The sequence below is a fragment of the Actinophytocola xanthii genome (assembly GCF_001921205.1).
Taxonomy (GTDB): domain Bacteria; phylum Actinomycetota; class Actinomycetes; order Mycobacteriales; family Pseudonocardiaceae; genus Actinophytocola; species Actinophytocola xanthii.
On record NZ_MSIE01000034.1, the window covers coordinates 94,528 to 111,013 of the forward strand.

The 16,486-nt window shown below is 72.4% G+C and carries 18 protein-coding genes; 6 read left to right on the forward strand and 12 right to left on the reverse strand.

What is annotated here, in order from left to right:
- Positions 1-128 precede the first annotated feature (128 nt).
- Positions 129-1,529 (forward strand): hypothetical protein, encoded by a 1,401-nt coding sequence (locus tag BU204_RS19105; protein ID WP_075127056.1) that lies wholly within the window; start codon positions 129-131, stop codon positions 1,527-1,529.
- A gap of 220 nt (positions 1,530-1,749) precedes the next feature.
- On the opposite strand, the gene gcvT is transcribed toward BU204_RS19105, so the two are convergent.
- Positions 1,750-2,841, reverse strand: coding sequence for a glycine cleavage system aminomethyltransferase GcvT (gene gcvT / locus BU204_RS19110; protein WP_075127057.1), 1,092 nt, complete (start codon positions 2,839-2,841; stop codon positions 1,750-1,752).
- On the opposite strand from gcvT, the gene BU204_RS39200 reads away from it, so the two are divergent.
- Positions 2,840-3,406, forward strand: coding sequence for a hypothetical protein (locus BU204_RS39200; protein ID WP_143229590.1), 567 nt, complete (start codon positions 2,840-2,842; stop codon positions 3,404-3,406). The two genes, gcvT and BU204_RS39200, sit on opposite strands and share 2 nt — an antisense overlap.
- Positions 3,403-3,600, forward strand: a complete 198-nt coding sequence (locus BU204_RS19120; RefSeq protein ID WP_198942920.1) for a DUF6186 family protein — start codon at positions 3,403-3,405, stop codon at positions 3,598-3,600. The genes BU204_RS39200 and BU204_RS19120 overlap by 4 nt, the downstream gene beginning before the upstream one ends.
- A gap of 3 nt (positions 3,601-3,603) precedes the next feature.
- On the opposite strand, the gene BU204_RS19125 is transcribed toward BU204_RS19120, so the two are convergent.
- From BU204_RS19125 to BU204_RS19150, 6 genes are read right to left on the reverse strand one after another with little or no spacing between them, the layout of a single operon-like run.
- Complete coding sequence (locus BU204_RS19125) at positions 3,604-4,455, reverse strand: hypothetical protein (protein WP_075127059.1); 852 nt, start codon at positions 4,453-4,455, stop codon at positions 3,604-3,606.
- Between the two features lie 10 nt (positions 4,456-4,465).
- Positions 4,466-4,957 (reverse strand): SigE family RNA polymerase sigma factor, encoded by a 492-nt coding sequence (locus BU204_RS19130; RefSeq protein ID WP_075127060.1) that lies wholly within the window; start codon positions 4,955-4,957, stop codon positions 4,466-4,468.
- Positions 4,958-5,016: 59 nt separating this feature from the next.
- Positions 5,017-5,754 (reverse strand): energy-coupling factor ABC transporter ATP-binding protein, encoded by a 738-nt coding sequence (locus tag BU204_RS19135; RefSeq protein ID WP_075127061.1) that lies wholly within the window; start codon positions 5,752-5,754, stop codon positions 5,017-5,019.
- Positions 5,751-6,569, reverse strand: coding sequence for a cobalt ECF transporter T component CbiQ (cbiQ, locus tag BU204_RS19140; RefSeq protein WP_408608020.1), 819 nt, complete (start codon positions 6,567-6,569; stop codon positions 5,751-5,753). Before cbiQ ends, BU204_RS19135 begins: the two co-directional genes overlap by 4 nt.
- Entirely contained in the window at positions 6,562-6,927 is a 366-nt protein-coding gene (locus BU204_RS19145; RefSeq protein WP_075127063.1) for a PDGLE domain-containing protein, read from the reverse strand. Before BU204_RS19145 ends, cbiQ begins: the two co-directional genes overlap by 8 nt.
- Position 6,928: 1 nt before the next feature.
- Positions 6,929-7,618 (reverse strand): energy-coupling factor ABC transporter permease, encoded by a 690-nt coding sequence (locus tag BU204_RS19150; protein ID WP_233160408.1) that lies wholly within the window; start codon positions 7,616-7,618, stop codon positions 6,929-6,931.
- A 107-nt stretch (positions 7,619-7,725) separates the two neighbouring features.
- Between BU204_RS19150 and BU204_RS19155 the strand changes: the two genes are divergently transcribed.
- A complete protein-coding gene (locus BU204_RS19155; RefSeq protein ID WP_075127065.1) occupies positions 7,726-8,532 on the forward strand; it encodes a helix-turn-helix domain-containing protein in 807 nt (268 codons plus the stop codon).
- 10 nt (positions 8,533-8,542) lie between these two features.
- Positions 8,543-8,941 (forward strand): VOC family protein, encoded by a 399-nt coding sequence (locus tag BU204_RS19160; RefSeq protein WP_075127066.1) that lies wholly within the window; start codon positions 8,543-8,545, stop codon positions 8,939-8,941.
- Here the strand turns inward: BU204_RS19160 and BU204_RS19165 are convergent.
- The 5 genes from BU204_RS19165 to BU204_RS19185 are packed head-to-tail and all read right to left on the reverse strand — an operon-like array spanning position 8,925 to position 15,340.
- Positions 8,925-10,076 carry an acyl-CoA dehydrogenase family protein gene (locus tag BU204_RS19165; protein WP_075127067.1) on the reverse strand — a complete coding sequence of 384 codons (1,152 nt, stop codon included), beginning with the start codon at positions 10,074-10,076 and terminating at the stop codon, positions 8,925-8,927. The genes BU204_RS19160 and BU204_RS19165 overlap by 17 nt on opposite strands.
- Positions 10,077-10,102: 26 nt before the next feature.
- Positions 10,103-10,708, reverse strand: a complete 606-nt coding sequence (locus BU204_RS19170) for a GTP-binding protein (RefSeq protein WP_075127068.1) — start codon at positions 10,706-10,708, stop codon at positions 10,103-10,105.
- Positions 10,689-11,225, reverse strand: coding sequence for a DUF742 domain-containing protein (locus tag BU204_RS19175; protein ID WP_083661431.1), 537 nt, complete (start codon positions 11,223-11,225; stop codon positions 10,689-10,691). Before BU204_RS19175 ends, BU204_RS19170 begins: the two co-directional genes overlap by 20 nt.
- Positions 11,222-11,662, reverse strand: coding sequence for a roadblock/LC7 domain-containing protein (locus tag BU204_RS19180; RefSeq protein WP_075127069.1), 441 nt, complete (start codon positions 11,660-11,662; stop codon positions 11,222-11,224). The genes BU204_RS19175 and BU204_RS19180 overlap by 4 nt, the downstream gene beginning before the upstream one ends.
- Complete coding sequence (locus BU204_RS19185; protein WP_143229591.1) at positions 11,663-15,340, reverse strand: sensor histidine kinase; 3,678 nt, start codon at positions 15,338-15,340, stop codon at positions 11,663-11,665.
- A gap of 710 nt (positions 15,341-16,050) precedes the next feature.
- Here BU204_RS19185 and BU204_RS19190 point away from each other — a divergent pair.
- Complete coding sequence (locus BU204_RS19190; protein ID WP_075127071.1) at positions 16,051-16,473, forward strand: DUF485 domain-containing protein; 423 nt, start codon at positions 16,051-16,053, stop codon at positions 16,471-16,473.
- Positions 16,474-16,486: the final 13 nt, after the last annotated feature.

Sequence of the window (16,486 nt, forward strand, 5' to 3'; positions counted from 1 at the left end):
CACCACCGCCACCACGATCGGGTTACCCGCACCCGTCCAGGGGGTGTTCCTCGGGCACTCAGTCACGTTCGGCGCGCCGCACACGCTCCAACCCTGCGTGTGACCTCCGGCGCGTAGGGAAGGTGACGATGGCGGACAACCCATTCAGCAGGAACCCGTCCGGCCGCTGGGCGCACCGGCGCCCCTCGCTCGGCATGTTCGCCGCGGTGCCCGCGGCGATCATCCTCGTCGGCGGGGTGGCGGTCCTCCCGGACAACCTCCAGCTCGTCGCGCTCCGCGCGGCGCTGCTGCTCGTGGTGTGCCTGCTGCCGGCGGTCCTGTGGTACCTGTTCATCACGACGCGCCGGGCCAGCCTGCTCAACGAGTTCCTCGCCAACCTCGACCGCCTCGGGCTGATGGACAGGCAGACCGGCGAGAGCGAGGTGCCGAAGAGGCGCCGCATCTCGGGCTACCTCCAGCGGTTCGGCGCGGCCTACGGCGACCTGCCGGAGAAGGTCCACGAGACGGTGCAGGGCAACCGGTTCGCCCGGTACACGCGGTCGGACTTCGACTCCTCGACGGGGACGACCACCGCCGCGATCCCGGTCCTGACCTCCACGGTCCTGATCTCGATCGGCTGGCTGCTCACCCTGCCCCCGATCCACGTGGGCGCGCCGCCCTCCGACGGTCCGGAGTCGGCGGTCGCGGTGGTGGCGTGGTTCCACGCGCTCACGCCCGAGCTGCAGCCGGTCACGCTCGCGTTCGTCGGGGCGTACTTCTTCTCGCTCCAGATGCTGTTCCGCCGCTACGCGCTCAAGGACCTGCGCGGCAGCGCCTACATCGCGGTGTCGATCCGGGTCATCCTGGCGATCATCGGCACCTGGGTGCTGACGGTGGTGAACCAGGAGACCAAGCTGCTCGACCCGGCCGTGCTCGCGACGGTGTCGTTCACGCTCGGGGTGTTCCCGCTGGTGCTGTGGCAGCTCATCACCCAGCACCTCAAGCGCCAGACCTACCTCACCGTGCCGGGCATGCGCACGCCGCTGTCGCTGGACCAGCTGGACGGGCTCACCGTCTGGCACCAGGCACGCCTGGAGGAGGAGGACATCGAGAACATCCCGAACATGGCCACCGCCGACCTCGTCGACCTGCTGCTGAACACCCGACTGGCGCCGAACCGGATCATCGACTGGACCGACCAGGCCATCCTCTACACCCACCTCGGTCCGACCGCGCGCGACGGGGCCAGCGGGGAGCGGCACGAGAAGCGCGAGCGGCTGCACGCCCTCGGCATCCGGACCGCCACCGCCTTCCTCCGCGTCGCCGAGGCCAACCGGGACGCCCGGTGGTTCGCGACCCTCCTCGACGAAGGCGGGCACCGCAAGGTGACGGCCACCCTCGAGACGGCACTCCGGGCGAACGCCAACCTCAGGTTGGTCCAGTGCTGGCGCCGTCCCTGCGAGCCGGCCGCGGCGCCGGAGCCCGAACGGCCCAGCGAGCCGATCGTCCTGTCGGTGCCGATCGCGCCAGCCGTTCCGGGGGGACGCTAGGGCACGTCCGCACAGTCCCGGTCGATGGGCTTGGTGATCCAGGTCGTCGCCGGCAAGGCGGAGGGCAGGCCTCGTACCGGGTCGTACTCGGCCTGTCCCGACAACGCCGCCAGCGGCGAACTGGGCGCGAAGACCGCGACCGAGGGCTGTGCCGACGTGCCACAGGGCGCGTCTGGTGGATCTCCGGCCGCGCGGTCCGCGCCCGGATGGCCCCCGGCGGCTAGGCGCGCTTGTAGAACGGGAGCGCCACGACCTGGACGGGGAAGGTCCGGCCGCGCAGGTCGACCGCGAGCGGCGTTCCCGGCTCGGACAGCGCGGGCGGGACGTAGGCCATGGCGATCGGGTGGCCCAGTGTCGGGGACAGGGCGCCGCTGGTGACCGTGCCGATCGGCGCGCCTCCGTCCAGGACGGGGTAGCCGTGGCGGGGCGCGCGGCGGCCCTCGCCCACCAGCCCGACCCGGACGTGCGCCGCCGGCGCCTTGCGGCGCTCCTCCAGAGCGGCGCGGCCGACGAAGTCCGCCGGCTTGTCGAACTTGACGATCCGCCCGAGCCCGGCGTCGAACGGGCTCATCTCCACCGACAGCTCGTTGCCGTACAGCGGCATCCCCGCCTCCAGCCGCAGGGTGTCCCGGCTGGCGAGCCCTGCCGGCAGCAGGCCGTCGTCGGCGCCGGCCTCGGTCAGGGTCTGCCAGACGTCGGCCGCGTGCGCCGCCTCGGCGAAGACCTCGAAGCCGTCCTCGCCGGTGTAGCCGGTCCGCGCGAGCAGCACGTCGTGCCCGCCCACCCTGGTGGGGACGCTGCCGTAGTAGGAGAGGCCGGACAGGTCGGCGTCACAGACGCGGCCGATGATGGCCGCCGAGCGCGGGCCCTGGCAGGCCACCAGGGCGCAGTCGCGGGAGCGGTCGACGACCTCGACGGTGAAGCCCTCGGCCCGGGTGGTCAGCTCCCCCGCCACGAGCGCGGCGTTGGAGGCGTTGGCCACCACCATGAAGTGGTCCTCGCCGAGCCGGTACACGACCAGGTCGTCGAGCACTCCCCCGTCCGCGTCACAGATCATCGTGTACCGCGCGCGGCCCACCTTGAGCCCGGACAGGTTCCCCACCAGCGCGTAGTCCAGCGCCCGGCCCGCCTCCGGCCCGGTCAGCTCGATCTCACCCATGTGCGACAGGTCGAACAGCCCGGCTGCCTCCCGCACCGCCCGGTGCTCGGCCAGCTCGCTGCCGTAGCGCAGCGGCATCGACCACCCGGCGAAGTCGGTGAACGAGGCCCCGAGCGCGGTGTGCACGTCGTGCAGGGGGGAGAGTGTGCTCATGTCCCCGATCCTGCCTGGCCCGGCGCCCACCGGGAACAACGGGGGTATCGCCCGGCTCGGGCCGCCGCCGTGGGCGTTGGCCGCCGGGGTCGGCTACGCGGCCCTCGGCGCGACCTTCCCCAGCCACGGCGTCCCCGCGCTGGTGGCCGTCTTGGTACCCGGCGTGGCGGCTCTCGCCGCGGTAGCCCTCAACCGCCGCCCACGCACCATCGAACGACTGGCCGTCGAAGACTCTGCCCCCAGTGAACAACCCCCACCCGTTCCCGGGGGCGTCCCGCCTTGCCAGCGTATCGACGTTCGGGGGTTGGCGGGGGGTTCGGGGAAATCTGTGGACAACTCGGCGGTGCGAACGGCGGGTGGGGGTCGGGTGCGGTTCGGGCGGCGGCACCGGGCGTGGTTGGTGTGGGCGCTCGCGTTCACGGTGTGGGAGGTGGCGTCGCTGGTGCTCGGGGAGCTGTCGTTCAGCCTGCTGCTGGACCCGGTGCTGGAGGTCTACCCGCTGCGGGTCGGCGGGTGGGTGCTGTGGCTGGCCGGGCTGTGGCTGTTGGTGCGGAGGCAGCAGTGATCTCGGTGGTGATGGGCGTGGGGTTCGTCGTGCTGGCGCTGGTCGGGCTGGCGATCGAGCTGGTCGCGCGGCGGGCTGTGCCACCCCGCCCCACGGTCGGCGAGCTGGTCGACATCCTCGTCGCGACGCGAACCGGGCGGCTGGTCGTGGTCGCGCTGTGGGTGTGGGTGGGGTGGCACTTCCTGGCGCGGTGAGGGTCAGCGGAACAAAATCATCCGGGCGTCCAGCGCGATACCGCGGAGCTCGTCGACGTTCAGCGGCGGCTCCGGGAAACGCGGCCGGTTGCCGTCAGAGGCGCGGTTGAACGCGGTCAGGTGGATGGTGGTCCCCTCGGCTTTGGCGACCACCACCGAGTGTTGGCGGACGCCGTCGATGTACTCCTCGCTGTGGGCGAAAACCTCCTCGCCTCCCGGCACCTCAAACACCCGGCAGAACGTCTGCGTCCGGTCGTCGGGTACCCCTCCGCACTCCATACGAGACGCCGGTTCGACAGAGACGGAGATCGAGACGCTGCCGAACCTGCCGTCTCGCAAGATGTCGGCGTGCGCGGCGTAGTAGAAGTAGGAGACCTCGCACCAGTTGAAGGTCGGTGCCTCCCTGGCGGGATCGTAGTTCCCGAAGAACTCCAGCGGCTCGTAGCGGGCCCCGTACCGGTCCACCGAGGCAGCCGAGGGGACGAGGGTGGCGCCGTCGGGAAGCTGCTGCTGCACCAGGGGCCTCACCAGCATGGTCAACCGGGCCCTCACGTCCTGGTGCGGCTCGCTGCCACCCAGGGACATCTCGAAGGAGTCGCAGCGGCGCGGCCGGTCGGCCGGTGCCGACGCGGTGGGCGAGGCCGCCACCTGGAGCTCCGAGCCTCCCCGCTCACGCTGGGGGAAGGCGCCGGCCCCGGCGACCAGCAGCACCACGGCCACGCCCACCCCCACGACGGGGTTCACCACGGCGCGCACGCGCGCCGCCCGCCGGCCCCGGGCCATCGCCGCGTCCACGTCCACGGTCGACGGGGGGACCTCACCGATCGCTTCGTCGAACATGCCGCTGTCCATCATCGCTCCCCTCCTAGTCCGTCGCCGCGAGGGCTCGTGCGCGCAGGCCGTCGAGGCCACGCGCGGTCTGGCTCTTCACCGTCCCGGTGCTGCACCCGAGGATCTCCGCGGTCTCCTCGACCGAGAGGTCGCAGTAGATGCGCAGCACGACCGCGGCCCGGCGCCTCGGCGGCATGCCCTCCAGCAGGTCCAGCAGCCCGGACCGCTCGACCACTCCGTGCTCGACCGATGACACCACCTCCGGCAGCACCTCGGTCGGCTCCTCGCGTCGCCACGGCCGCCGGCGCTCGTCCAGCCAGACCCGTAACAGGATCCGCCGGACGTACCCGTCGATCCGGGGGTCGTCCCGAAGCCGCGGAAAGTGCCGGTAGAGCTTGGTGATGCTGATCGACACGAGGTCGTCGGCGGTATGCCAGTCCTGGCAGAGCAGATACGCGAGTCGCCGCATCGACTCCATGCGCGCGCTCACGTACTCGCGGAACGCCGCTTCGTCCGACCGCTTCACCCCAGCCTCCCCGTGGTGGTCCCCATCACCTCTACGGAACTGACACGAAGCGGGGTTGCTCAGTCCAGAGAAAAACCGTACGGAAGTTCCAGCCGGTGGGCGGCGAGCAGGTCGGTGTCGGCGAGCAGGTCGCGGGTGGGCCCGTCCGCCACGACCACACCGCCGTCGATCAGGACGCTGCGTGGGCAGAGCTGCAGAGCGTACGGCAGGTCGTGGGTGACCATGAGCGTGGTGCGGCCCAGCGACAGCAGGACCTCGGCCAGCTCACGCCTCGCCACCGGCTCCAGGTTCGACGACGGCTCGTCCAGGACGAGGATCTCCGGGTCGCAGGCGAGCACCGTCGCCAGCGCGACCCGCCGGCGCTGGCCGCCGGACAGGTGCAGGGGCGAGCGGTCGACGTGCTCGGTCATCCCCACCGCGTCCAGCGCCTGCCGTACACGTACCCGCAGCGCCTCGCCGGTCAGCCCGAAGTTCGCCGGCCCGAACGCCACGTCCTCGCCGACGGTCGGCATGAACAGCTGGTCGTCCGGGTCCTGGAAGACGATGCCGACGCGGCGGCGGATCTCCCGCAGGGTGGACCTCGACACCGGGAGTCCGGCGACCTCGATACGACCGCTCCCGCCGGAGAGCACGCCGTTCAGGTGCAGCACCAGCGTGGTCTTGCCCGCGCCGTTCGGGCCGAGCACGGCCACCCGCTCCCCCGGCTCGACCCGCAGGTCCACCCCGTACAACGCCTGGTGCCCGTCGGGATAGGCGTAGGCCAGCCGCTCGACGAGCAGCGCCGGCGGCCCGGTCACCGAAGCAGTACCGCGGCCGCCAGCACCGTCGCGGCGAGGACGACCGGCGTCAGACCCGCGAGCCAGGCACCGGCTCCGGCGGTGGTGCCGCCGTCGGGCATCCGACCGGTCCAGCCGCGGGACACCATCGCGAGGTGCACCCGCTCACCGCGCTCGTAGCTGCGCACGAACAACGCCCCGATCCCGCGGGCCGTCGCTCCGACCTGCCAGAGGAACCGGGGGTCGTGACCGCGGGAGATCCGCGCCGTGCGCATCCGGCGGGCCTCGGCGGCGATCACCTCGAGGTAGCGGAGCATGAGCGTGGCGATGGTGGTCAGCACGGCCGGGGCGTGCAGCCGCTGCAGGCCGACCACCAGCTCGCGGGGCGTGGTCGTCGCGGCCAGGGTCAGCGAGACCAGCACCCCGAGCGTGCCCTTGGCCAGGATGTTCCATCCGGCCAGCGCCCCCTGCTCGGACAGGCTCATGCCGAGGAACCGGAACCGCTCCCCGCCGCCGAGGAACGGCATCACCAGCGCGACCACCACGAAAGGGACCTCGATTACGGCGCGCCGGGCGACGTGGCCGACCGGGACGGCCGCGGCGGCCCAGACCGCGGCGAGCAGCACCAGGTACGCCCCGAACGCCCAGAACTGGGTGCGAGGGGTCGCCACGACGCAGACCACCGCGAGCAGCGCGCACACGATCTTGACCTGCGCGGGCAGCCGGTGCACCGCGGAGCTCCCCGGCCGGTACAGCACGAGCGTCCCGCCGGCCGGCGCGGGACGCGGGCCCGGTGGTCTCCGGAGGTTTCGGCCCAGCGCGGGGAGGCTAGTCACCGGGCTGGTCACCTCGTCTGCGCAGCAGCCAGAACAGCCCGCCGGCCACCAGCAGCGTGGCCAGCACCCCGATCACCCCGGCCACCCCGGTGAACCGGTCGTCGCCGCCGACGGAGTAGTCGGCGAGCGGGCTGTCGGCCAGGTCGTGCTCGCCGGCGTTCCTGGCGATGCAGTCGCCGACCAGCTCCTCGCCGCCGTCGGTCTCGACCACCTCACACCCCTCGAGGGTCGCGGTGTCCAGGCCGTCGGGATCGGAGTCGGCGAAGTACGACAGCGCTCCCGCGATCACCAGGGCGACCAGCGCGAACCCGGTGAAGAACAGCCCAAGCCGCCGGTTGCGGCGGACCTCGGTGCTCATGTCAGGCCTCCTTGGGTGCGGCCGGCACGGTGCGCAGCTCCAGGGGCCGCGCGGTCCCGCGCAGCAGGTGGACGAGGTCGGGCCGCACGCTCGCCACGGCCCCGACGGTCAGCGCCGTGATGAGGCCCTCCCCGATCCCGATCAGGCAGTGCAGCCCGAGCACCGAGCCGGCGACGGCACCGAGGGAGAACGCGGGGTCGCCGCCGAGCGCGAACTGCAGGATGAACCCGCCGGAGGCGACGACCGTGTTGACGAACGCCGCGACGAAGCACACCGCCAGCAGGCCTGGCCTGTTCCGCCGCGCCAGCCGACGCAGCAGCACGGCGACGCCGTAGCCGGCGCAGACACCGATCAGGGCCATGTTGGTGATGTTGGCGCCGAGGGCGGTCAGCCCGCCGTCGGCGAACACCAGCGCCTGCACCACGAGCACGATGCCCACACACAGGGCGCCGACCCACGGGCCGACCAGGATCGCGGCCAGCGCCCCACCGAGCAGGTGACCGCTGACCCCGGGCAGGATCGGGAAGTTCAACATCTGGGTGGCGAACACGAACGCGGCGACCAGACCGGCCATCGGCGCGGTCCGGTCGTCCAGGTCCCGACGCGCCCCGGCCATCGCGGCGGCCATGCCGGCCACGGCCACGGCGCCGAACACCGCCGAGACGGGTGCGTTGATCAACCCGTCGCTCATGTGCATTGCTACTGAGGCGGACACCCTCCCACCCTAGTTACCAGCCGGGCGCAACCACCAGAGTCTTGCAACAACGAACGCGCGGCGAACGGCCTAACATCGCGCGCGTGACGACCTTCGTCGAGGGCCGGCCGGCCGACCCGGTCTCCACCCTGCTCACCAGGAGCTACCTGGGCTTCACGCAGCCGGCGAGCAGCGGCACGAGCTGGCTCGCGACGCCGGTCCCGGTGGTCACGGTGATCATCAACACCGGCGCTCCCTTCGGCGGGCTGCCCAGGGCGTTCGTCGCCGGGCTGGCCGACCGGCCGGACCTGGTCGAGCAGCACGGCGAGATCGAGTGCGTGGACCTCAAGCTGACCCCGCTGGGGGCCTACCGGCTGCTCGGGGTGCCGATGACGGAGCTGACCGGGCAGACCGTGGACCTCACCGCGGTACTCGGCCGGGTGGCCGGCGAGCTCACTGACCGGCTCGCCGAGGCCCCGACCTGGCCGGCCCGGTTCGCGCTGCTCGACGAGTTCCTGCTGGCCCGCCTGTCCCGTGGGCCCCACCCGGCGCCCGAGGTGGCACTGGCCTGGCGGCGGCTCGTGGCGGGCGGCGGCACCGTGCGCGTCGGGGAGCTGGCCGAGGAGGTCGGCTGGAGCCGGCGGCACCTGACGGCGCGGTTCCACCAGCAGGTCGGCCTGCCGCCGAAGACCGCCGCGCGGATCATCCGCTTCGAGGCGCTGCTGCGGCGGCTGGCCGCGGGCGGCGAGCCGGCGCGGACCGCCGTCGAGTGCGGGTACTACGACCAGTCCCACATGGACCGGGACTTCCGTGAGTTCGCCGCCACCACGCCGGGCGCGTTCCTCGCCCGGCTGCCCGCACCGGCGGCCGAGGTCACATCCGTCCAATACACCTGGGTGCCTGCGACCTAGCCTCCCCGGCATGACGATCTACGCGGCACTGAACTACCAGGACCCGGACGAGGCCGTGCGCTTTCTGTGCGCGGCGTTCGGGTTCGACGAGCACTCGGTCAGCCGGGCCGAGGACGGCGGCTTCCAGCACGGCGAGCTGCGGCTCGGGGAGAGCCTGGTGCTGATCGCCGGCCCGCGCGAGCCCGGCTGGCTCGGCAGCACCGGTGCCGAGCCGCTGGCCTCGCCGATCAGCCTCTACGCCGTCGTGGACGACCCCGCGGCGCACTGCGAGCGCGCCAGGGCGGCGGGGGCGCGGGTCGTGCGTGAGCCCGAGCACACCGACTACGGGTCCCACGAGTACTCGGCCCGCGACCCCGAGGGCAACCTCTGGTCGTTCGGCACCTACCGGCCGGTCACACGAACGCGTTGAGCCCGGTCAGCGAGCGGCCGATGAGCAGCTTCTGCACCTGACTCGTGCCCTCGTACAGGGTCATCACCCGGGCGTCGCGGAGGATCTTGGCGACCGGGTACTCGTCGAGGTAGCCGTAGCCGCCGTAGACCTGGATCGCCAGGTTGGCGGCCTGCACGGCGTTCTCGCTCGCGTACAGCTTCGCCATCGAGGCCTCGGTGCGGAACGGCAGGCCCCGGTCGACGAGGTCGGCGACCCGCCACACGAGCAGGCGCGCGGCGTCGGTGCCGACCGCCATGTCGGCCAGCATCTGCTGCACGAGCTGGAAGCCGGCGATGGGGCGGCCGAACTGCTGGCGCTCGCCGGCGTAGCGGGTCGACGCCTCCAGCGCCGCCCTGGCGAGCCCAACACAGCCGGCGCCGACCGACATCCGGCCCTTGTCCAGCGCCGCCATGGCGATCTTGAAGCCCTGGCCCTCGTCCCCGAGCCGGGCGCTGTCCGGCACGCGCACGCCGTCGAGGATCAGCTCCCCGGTGGACTGCCCGCGCAGGCCCAGCTTGCCCTTGATCTCCCGGTGCTCGAAGCCGGGACTCGCGGTGGGCACCAGGAACGCGGTCACCCCGCGCGGGCCGGGCTCGCCGGTACGGGCGAACACCAGCGCCAGGTCGGCCCAGGTGCCGTTGGTGATGAACATCTTGGTGCCCGACAGCACCCAGTCCTCACCGTCGCGCAGGGCCTTGGTCGACAGGTTGCCCGCGTCCGACCCGGTGTCCGGCTCGGTCAGCCCGAAGCAGGACAGCGACTCGCCCGAGCACAGCCTCGGCAGCCACTCCCGCTTCTGGTCCTCGCTGCCGAAGGAGAGGATCGTCTTGCCGACCAGGCCGAGCGAGACCGACACGATCCCGCGGATGGCCGAGTCGCCGCGGCCGATCTCCTCCATCATCAGGCAGTAGGCCAGGTGGTCCCCGCCCGAGCCGCCGTACTCCTCGGGCACGGTGAGCCCGAGGAAGCCGACCTCGCCCAGCTTCCCGACGATCGACCGGTCGACCTGTTCGGCCAGGTCCCAGTCGCGCACGTGCGGCACGACCTCCCGGTCGACGAACTCGCGCGCGAGCTCGCGCAGCGCTGCCTGCTCTTCGGTGAGGGCCAGATCCATGCTGGCGACGATACCTAAGCGAGCGCTTAGCCGACACCCGCTCCGTGTGCGGCGACCCAGCGCTCCATCGCGTACTCGACCAGGGTGATCAACGTCTGCTTGACCGACTCCCGGTCCCGGGCGTCGCACCGCACGATCGGCACCTCCTCCCCGATGGCCAGCGCGTCGCGCACCTCGTCGACGGCGTGGTCCTGCCGGCCGTCGAAGCAGTTGAGCCCGACGACGTAGGGCAGGCCGCGGTCCTCGAAGAAGTCGATCGGGGAGAACGAGTCGGCGAGCCGTCTGGTGTCGGTCAGCACGACGGCACCGATCGCGCCGCGGACGAGGTCGTCCCACATGAACCAGAACCGCTCCTGGCCGGGCGTGCCGAACAGGTACAGCACGAGGTCCTCGTCGAGCGAGACGCGGCCGAAGTCCATCGCCACGGTGGTCGTCGTCTTGGTCGGGGTGGCGTGCAGGTCGTCGATCCCCGTACTCGCCTCGGTCATCACCGCCTCGGTGGTCAGCGGCATGATCTCGGAGACCGACCCCACGAACGTCGTCTTCCCCGCACCGAACCCTCCTCCGACAACGATCTTGACCGATGTCATCGAGGAGCTCTCGCCGGAAGCCTCAAAGGCGACGGAGTCCACTCAACACCCTTTCCATCAACACGAGGTGCGCCTTGTTGGCGCCACCGGTAGCGGTCTTGTGCACGACGACCAGGCCCAGCCCGGCCATGTCCCCGAGCAGTACCTTGGCCACGCCGAGCGGCACCCCGAGCGTCGTCGCCACCTCGGCGACCGACCGCGGCTCGGTGCACAGCCGGGCGATCGAGCGGTGCTCGACCTGCGGCATGCCCTCGATGTCCTCCCCCAGCTCGCTGGTGGACACCATCGCCTCGATCCGCATGTCCACAGCGGACCGGGTCCGCCCCCTGGTCCAGGTGTACGGCCGGACGATCGCCGCATCACCCTCGAAGGCGTAGTCGGCCGCTGACGGCGGAGGCCAGTCGATGCGTTTCATGATTTCCTGGCTGGACGGGGGGTCGTTCGCCGGCGAGTCCGAAGCGGACGGCCGCTGCTGCCTGCCGCGTCGCCGGCCGCGGCCGAAGGTCAGGCCGTTCAGCACGTCGGCGAACCTGCCGGGGTCCGGGTCGTCGGAACTCACACCGGCAGCCCAACCATCCTCCCGCTTGCGCCCTTGAGCTGAGCGCGAAGCTCGGGAGTCAGGAGCTGGCCGACGCGGTCGACCAGCATCGTCATCTCGTACGCCACCTGGCCGATGTCGCAGGTCGGCGAGGCGAGCACGGCGAGGCAGGACCCGTCGCTGATGGCCATCAGCAGCATGATCCCGCCCTGCATCTCGACGATCGTCTCCTTGACCCCGCCCGCCTCGAAGCAGCGCGCGGCGCCCTGGGTGAGGCTGACCAGACCGGAGGCGACGGCCGCGAGCTGGTCGGCTCGGTCGGCCGGGAGCCGGGCCGAGGACGTGAGCAGGAGCCCGTCCGCGGACACCACGACGGCGTGCGCGACACCGGGGACGCGTTCGGCGAAGTCGTTGACCAACCACCCGAACTGGCTCGGTTGGGACTGTGGCGACGTCATTCACTCTCCTGTGGGTACGGATCGCGGGTTGGCGTTGGTCGCGGCGCGCTCGGCCAGGCTGCGTCTGCCCCGCGACAGTCCTCTTTGGAAGCTGTCGAGCCGCCCGCGCAGCTCCGCCGCCTGCTCCCGGCGGGGCGGCGGCCCCTCTCCGGACGCGGTGATGCTGCCGGGAACGAGGTTGCCGAGCGGGACGCGCCGAGGCAGCCCGCCCGAGGTGAAGTCCGGCGGCGGCGACCCAGCCACCGGCTCGGCGAAATGCCAGTCCTCGGCGTGCTCGAGCGGGGCGTCCCGCTGGCAGTGCCGGTTGCCGCCCTGGTGGTCCCGGGCCCGGCGGACCCCGTGGCGGTAGTCGCTGAGCCGGTCCCGGACGCTCTCCGCCGCCTTGCCGTGCCGCGGCGGGCCGGCCGGGGTGTCGTTGGCGACGCTGCCGGGGACGAGGTACTGGCTCGGGTTGCGCCGGGGGAGGCCGGTGTCGGTGAACTCGGCCGGCTCGGCCCGCGACACCGTCCGCGCCGCCTGGAAACCGGCGTCGGCGGTGAACCGCCATGGCTCCCCCTCGGGCGACCGGCCTGGTTCCGACTGGTCGGTGACCGCCCGGAACCAGGCGGTGACCATCTCGTCGAAGATCGGCGTGGTCTCGGCCAGCGCCGCCGGGTCGACCGGGGTGCCCGGGCCGCGCGGCGTCCACCAGCCGCCGGGTCCGTGCCGGTGGCCTGCAGGATGCGAACGGGGCGGCTGACCGGGCGGCGGCGCGGCGGGCAGCCCGGCCGGCGGGGCGAGCGGAGGCCGTGGGTGGGCGATGTCGGGCAGCATCCGGCCGGGCCTGCCGCTGGGCGCGCGCCGGGGCAGCGGCATGCGGGGGTGGAGCTGCTCGGGGGGGTGGGACGTGGGACCGGCCCCTGCACCGGTCCCCGTCCCGGATGTGCGGTCAGCGAGGTCGTCGCCTGGCAAGGGCCAGGTGGGAGCGAGGTCCTCGCTGGCCTGGCCGCCCGTGACCGCCCCGGGCCGGTCCACCGGCGGCGGGGCGTCGGCCGCCGACCGCTGCGAGGACGCCCGCTCCCCCTCGGCCGGATCCACCGCCGGGGGTGGGGTGGCGGCGGCCACGTTCTCGGCCTCAGCTCCAGCCGCGACCGCTCCCACCTGGTCGTCGCCAGACCTCGGGGTCTCCCGGCGATCGTCACCCGAGCCGGCGGAGGCGTCATCGTCGGGCCCGGCCTCGACCGTTCCCTCCGCAACGGACTCCACCTCGCCGGCCGTCTGTGCCGAACCCACCGCCGAGCCGCGGTCACGCTCGTCCCCCAGCTGGGGGGCGAAGCCGCGAGCCGCCTCGGCGGCGGTCACGGGCTCGCCGTCCGCCCACGTCGGCGCCGGGCCTTCGGTGCCTCCGAACAGAACGCCCGACCAGCTCCTCGGCTCGTCCCCGTCGCCAGCCACATCGGACCCCGCCTCGCCCACCGGCTCCAGCCCGGGCACCGTCACCTCTTCGGGGCCCGTCGACCGCCAGAGGTCGACAGCGGTGGTCTCGGCCGGCGAGTCGCCGGCGGGCTCCTGTGGAAGGTCCGGTTCGTCGAGCCAGAGGCGGCGCGGCAGCGGGGACGGCGTGAGGCCGGTCGCGCCGACCAGCCCGGGTGCCGCGGGCGTCCTGGGATGTCCGTTGGCCGGCGGGGTGAACGGGACCAGTCCGCTCGCCGGGCTCTCTCCGGTCGACGGCTCGACGACGACCGCCGGGTCAGCGATCAGCTCGGGCGGGACGGTGACGACGGCCCGCACGCCCCGCGCCTCGTGGGCGTGGTCGAGCTCGACCTCGATGTCGTGCCGGGACGCGAGCCGGCCGATCACGAACAGGCCCATCCGCCGGCTGGTCGTCACGTCGATCGACCCGATGTCGGCGAGCTTCGCGTTCGCCTGGTCCAGCTCGTCCTGGGTCATCCCGATGCCCTCGTCGAGCACCTCGACGTCCACCGCACCGTCCTCGTACGAATGGCAGGTGATCGTCACGCTGGTCTCCGGCGGAGAGAACGCCGTCGCGTTGTCCAGCAGCTCGGCCACCAGGCGCACCAGGTCGCCGACCGCGTAGCCGACCACGAGGACCGACGGCGGCGGGAGCATGACCACCCGCTGGTACTGCTCGATCTCCGACACCGCGGCCCGCAACAGGTCGGCCAGGGTCGTCGGGGGCTGGTTGCGCCGGCCGACGTCGCTGCCGGACAGCACCATCAGGTTCTCGTTGTTGCGCCGCATCCGGGTCGCGAGGTGGTCCAGCTGGAACAGCGTCGCCAGCTGGTCCGCGTCCTCCTCGTCCCGCTCGAGCCGCTCGAGCAGGTGCAGCTGGCGCTGGACGAGTCCCTGGCTGCGGCGCGACAGGTTGACGAACACGCTCGAGTACTGCGCCCGCAGGCCCGCCTGCTCGGACGCCAGCCGCAGCGCCTGGCACTGCACGGCCTCGAACGCGCGGGCCACCTGACCGACCTCGTCCCGCGAGGTCACCGGGACCGGCTCGAGCGCGATCGAGTCGGCGTCCTCGCCACCCTCCCGGATCCGGGCGACGGCCGCCGGCAGCCGGTGCTTCGCCACCTCGAGCACGCTCGTGTGCAGGGCGCTCAGCGAGCTCAGCAGGTGCCGGCCGACCACCGCCATCACCCCGAGCGCCACGACCAGCGCGACCAGCAGGATCACCGCGGCCAGCCCGGCCCCGTCGCTCGCCTCGTCCTGGAGCGCGGCCGAGCGCTCCCGCAGCTGGCGGCCCAGCAGCTCGGCTACGCCGGCGACACCGCGGGCGGTGGCCTCCGAGGCGCTGTTCCACTCCGCCACCGTGGCCGGGACGGGCGTCCGGGCCGGGCTGGCCACGACCGTGGCCACCAGGCTGGCCCGCCCGGCCGCGACCTGCTCGCCGGCGACCCGGTCGAAGGCCTGGACGACGGGTGCCGCGGCGATCGCGTGGAAGTCCGCGGTCGTGTCCTCGAGCCGGGCCAGGGAGGCCCGCAGCTCCGCGAGCTCGGTGCCGCCGAGCCCGCCGCGCTCGATCCCGGCGGCGACCAACGCGTGCTGGTACCGCAGCTGCTCGGCGATCACGCCGAGGTCGTGCAGACTCGCCGAGGCGGCCACGAGACGGGGGTCGATCGCCTCGGCCGACAGCGCCCGGTCGAACCGGAGCAGCGCGTCGGTGACGGCGGTGAGACGCACGACCGCGGTCGGCGTGTCCAGGCGGCTGTCGTCGATCTGCTGACGGACGCCGCGCAGCTCGCGCAGCGTGGCCAGGACCTCCCCGTAGCGGGCGGCGGCGACCTCGCCGTCGAGGGTCACCCGCCGGGTCGCCCGGGTGAAGGCGTCCCGCGCGGTGTCGACAGCGGCCCGCTCGTCCCGCAGGGCCGTGCCCGCATCGGGGACGGCCGCGGCCAGCAGCGAGACGGTGGCCGTGCGCTCCCGCTGCACCGCAGCGACCAGGGAGCGCAGTTCCTCGTTCACCACCACCAGCCGGTCGACCCGGCGGTAGGAGCTCGCGCGGTCGACCTGGTCGGCGATCTGCATCGCGCCCAGCACGATCGCGAAGACCACCGGAACCAGGGTGACGGCGGCGAGCTTGACCGGGATGTCCCAGTCGCGCCAGCCGGCCAGCACCCTTCCCAGCGCCGCAAGCCGGGACACCGGCTCCCCGGTTCGCGTCAGCTTGTCAGTCAAGACGCCAGCCCCATTTCTGGAATGAGGAACAGTGAAACCGAATCGAACGCAGCGGAAATTACGGCACCACTACTCGGGACATACTGCGTGGGCCGTCTTTATTCGATGGCAGTACTCGCTCCCTCCTCGAAGGCACGGCAATGCCGAACCCGGTTCTCGACGCACCGCGAAGACGAGAACTGAGCAACGATCGTACATCAATCACCAGACCTGGGAAGTCGTCCGAGAAATGGCCGTTGACCTGCGGAACGACACCGGAAACGAGCGAAGGAGAGTCGGTCCGGGAAGGACGGGAGTGAGTTGATCACCCGAGTTCTACTGTGCGTCGATGTCTTTCCCTCGAATGACTCGACCGAGTGGACGAAGGGGGGCGCGTCAGGATGAACCGGTCACTGCGGAACCATGCCGCCGAACCGGTGCGACCCCCGTGCGCGCCCGAAGCCACCTGGGCGGGGTGCACGACGACCGGCGGAGCCGAACCGGCCGACGGCGAGTTGCGGAACGAAGGCCGCCCAACCCGGGTGCCGCGACGGGCCGTCACTCCTTCATCGCCCCATCGTGTGATTCCGACCGCGACGAGACGGCTTCGCCGTAGGATGTCGTCACCGCCCAGGTTTGACGGCTGTTCCCCTTCTCGACGTATAGTCCGTGAAGGTTTCCACCAGGGGCCCAAACTCGGCGGCTAAACCCTGTGTTCTCCGGAGGAACATATGACTCAGGTGGTTCACCACCGGATCACGTCCCGGTCACGCGCACCCGGCGGCGACTTCGGTGGAATCATCGGGGAGACCGACCGGATCTCGACCGGGATACCGGCGGCACAAAGGGAGCCGGACTACGTGGCCATCCGGGAAAGCCCCGAGTTCGTCGCCCTCAGGCGCTCATTCCGGTGGTGCGTTTTTCCACTGGCCGCTTTGTTCTTCCTGTGGTATCTGACCTATGTCCTGCTCGCCGCCTTCGCCCACGGGCTGATGAGCCACCGGCTGGTCGGCTCGGTCACCGTGGGCCTCGTGCTGGGGCTGCTGCAGTTCGCCTCCACGATCGCGATCACCGCCTGCTACGTGCTCTACGCACGACGGCGGCTCGACCCCCAGGCCGAGGCGATCCGCGACGGCGTGGAGGCCGGGCGGTGAACGAGGGCGCCGG

Excerpts from the sequence above, each read along its gene's own strand:
- BU204_RS19105 (WP_075127056.1), top strand. The coding sequence starts at position 129 with ATGGCGGACAACCCATTCAGCAGGAACCCGTCCGGCCGCTGGGCGCAC.
- BU204_RS19145 (WP_075127063.1), bottom strand. The coding sequence starts at position 6,927 with ATGAGCACCGAGGTCCGCCGCAACCGGCGGCTTGGGCTGTTCTTCACC.
- BU204_RS19125 (WP_075127059.1), bottom strand. The coding sequence starts at position 4,455 with ATGATGGACAGCGGCATGTTCGACGAAGCGATCGGTGAGGTCCCCCCG.
- BU204_RS39200 (WP_143229590.1), top strand. The coding sequence starts at position 2,840 with ATGTCCCCGATCCTGCCTGGCCCGGCGCCCACCGGGAACAACGGGGGT.
- BU204_RS19190 (WP_075127071.1), top strand. The coding sequence starts at position 16,051 with ATGACTCAGGTGGTTCACCACCGGATCACGTCCCGGTCACGCGCACCC.
- BU204_RS19180 (WP_075127069.1), bottom strand. The coding sequence starts at position 11,662 with ATGACGTCGCCACAGTCCCAACCGAGCCAGTTCGGGTGGTTGGTCAAC.
- gcvT (WP_075127057.1), bottom strand. The coding sequence starts at position 2,841 with ATGAGCACACTCTCCCCCCTGCACGACGTGCACACCGCGCTCGGGGCC.
- BU204_RS19165 (WP_075127067.1), bottom strand. The coding sequence starts at position 10,076 with ATGGATCTGGCCCTCACCGAAGAGCAGGCAGCGCTGCGCGAGCTCGCG.
- BU204_RS19160 (WP_075127066.1), top strand. The coding sequence starts at position 8,543 with ATGACGATCTACGCGGCACTGAACTACCAGGACCCGGACGAGGCCGTG.
- BU204_RS19150 (WP_233160408.1), bottom strand. The coding sequence starts at position 7,618 with ATGAGCGACGGGTTGATCAACGCACCCGTCTCGGCGGTGTTCGGCGCC.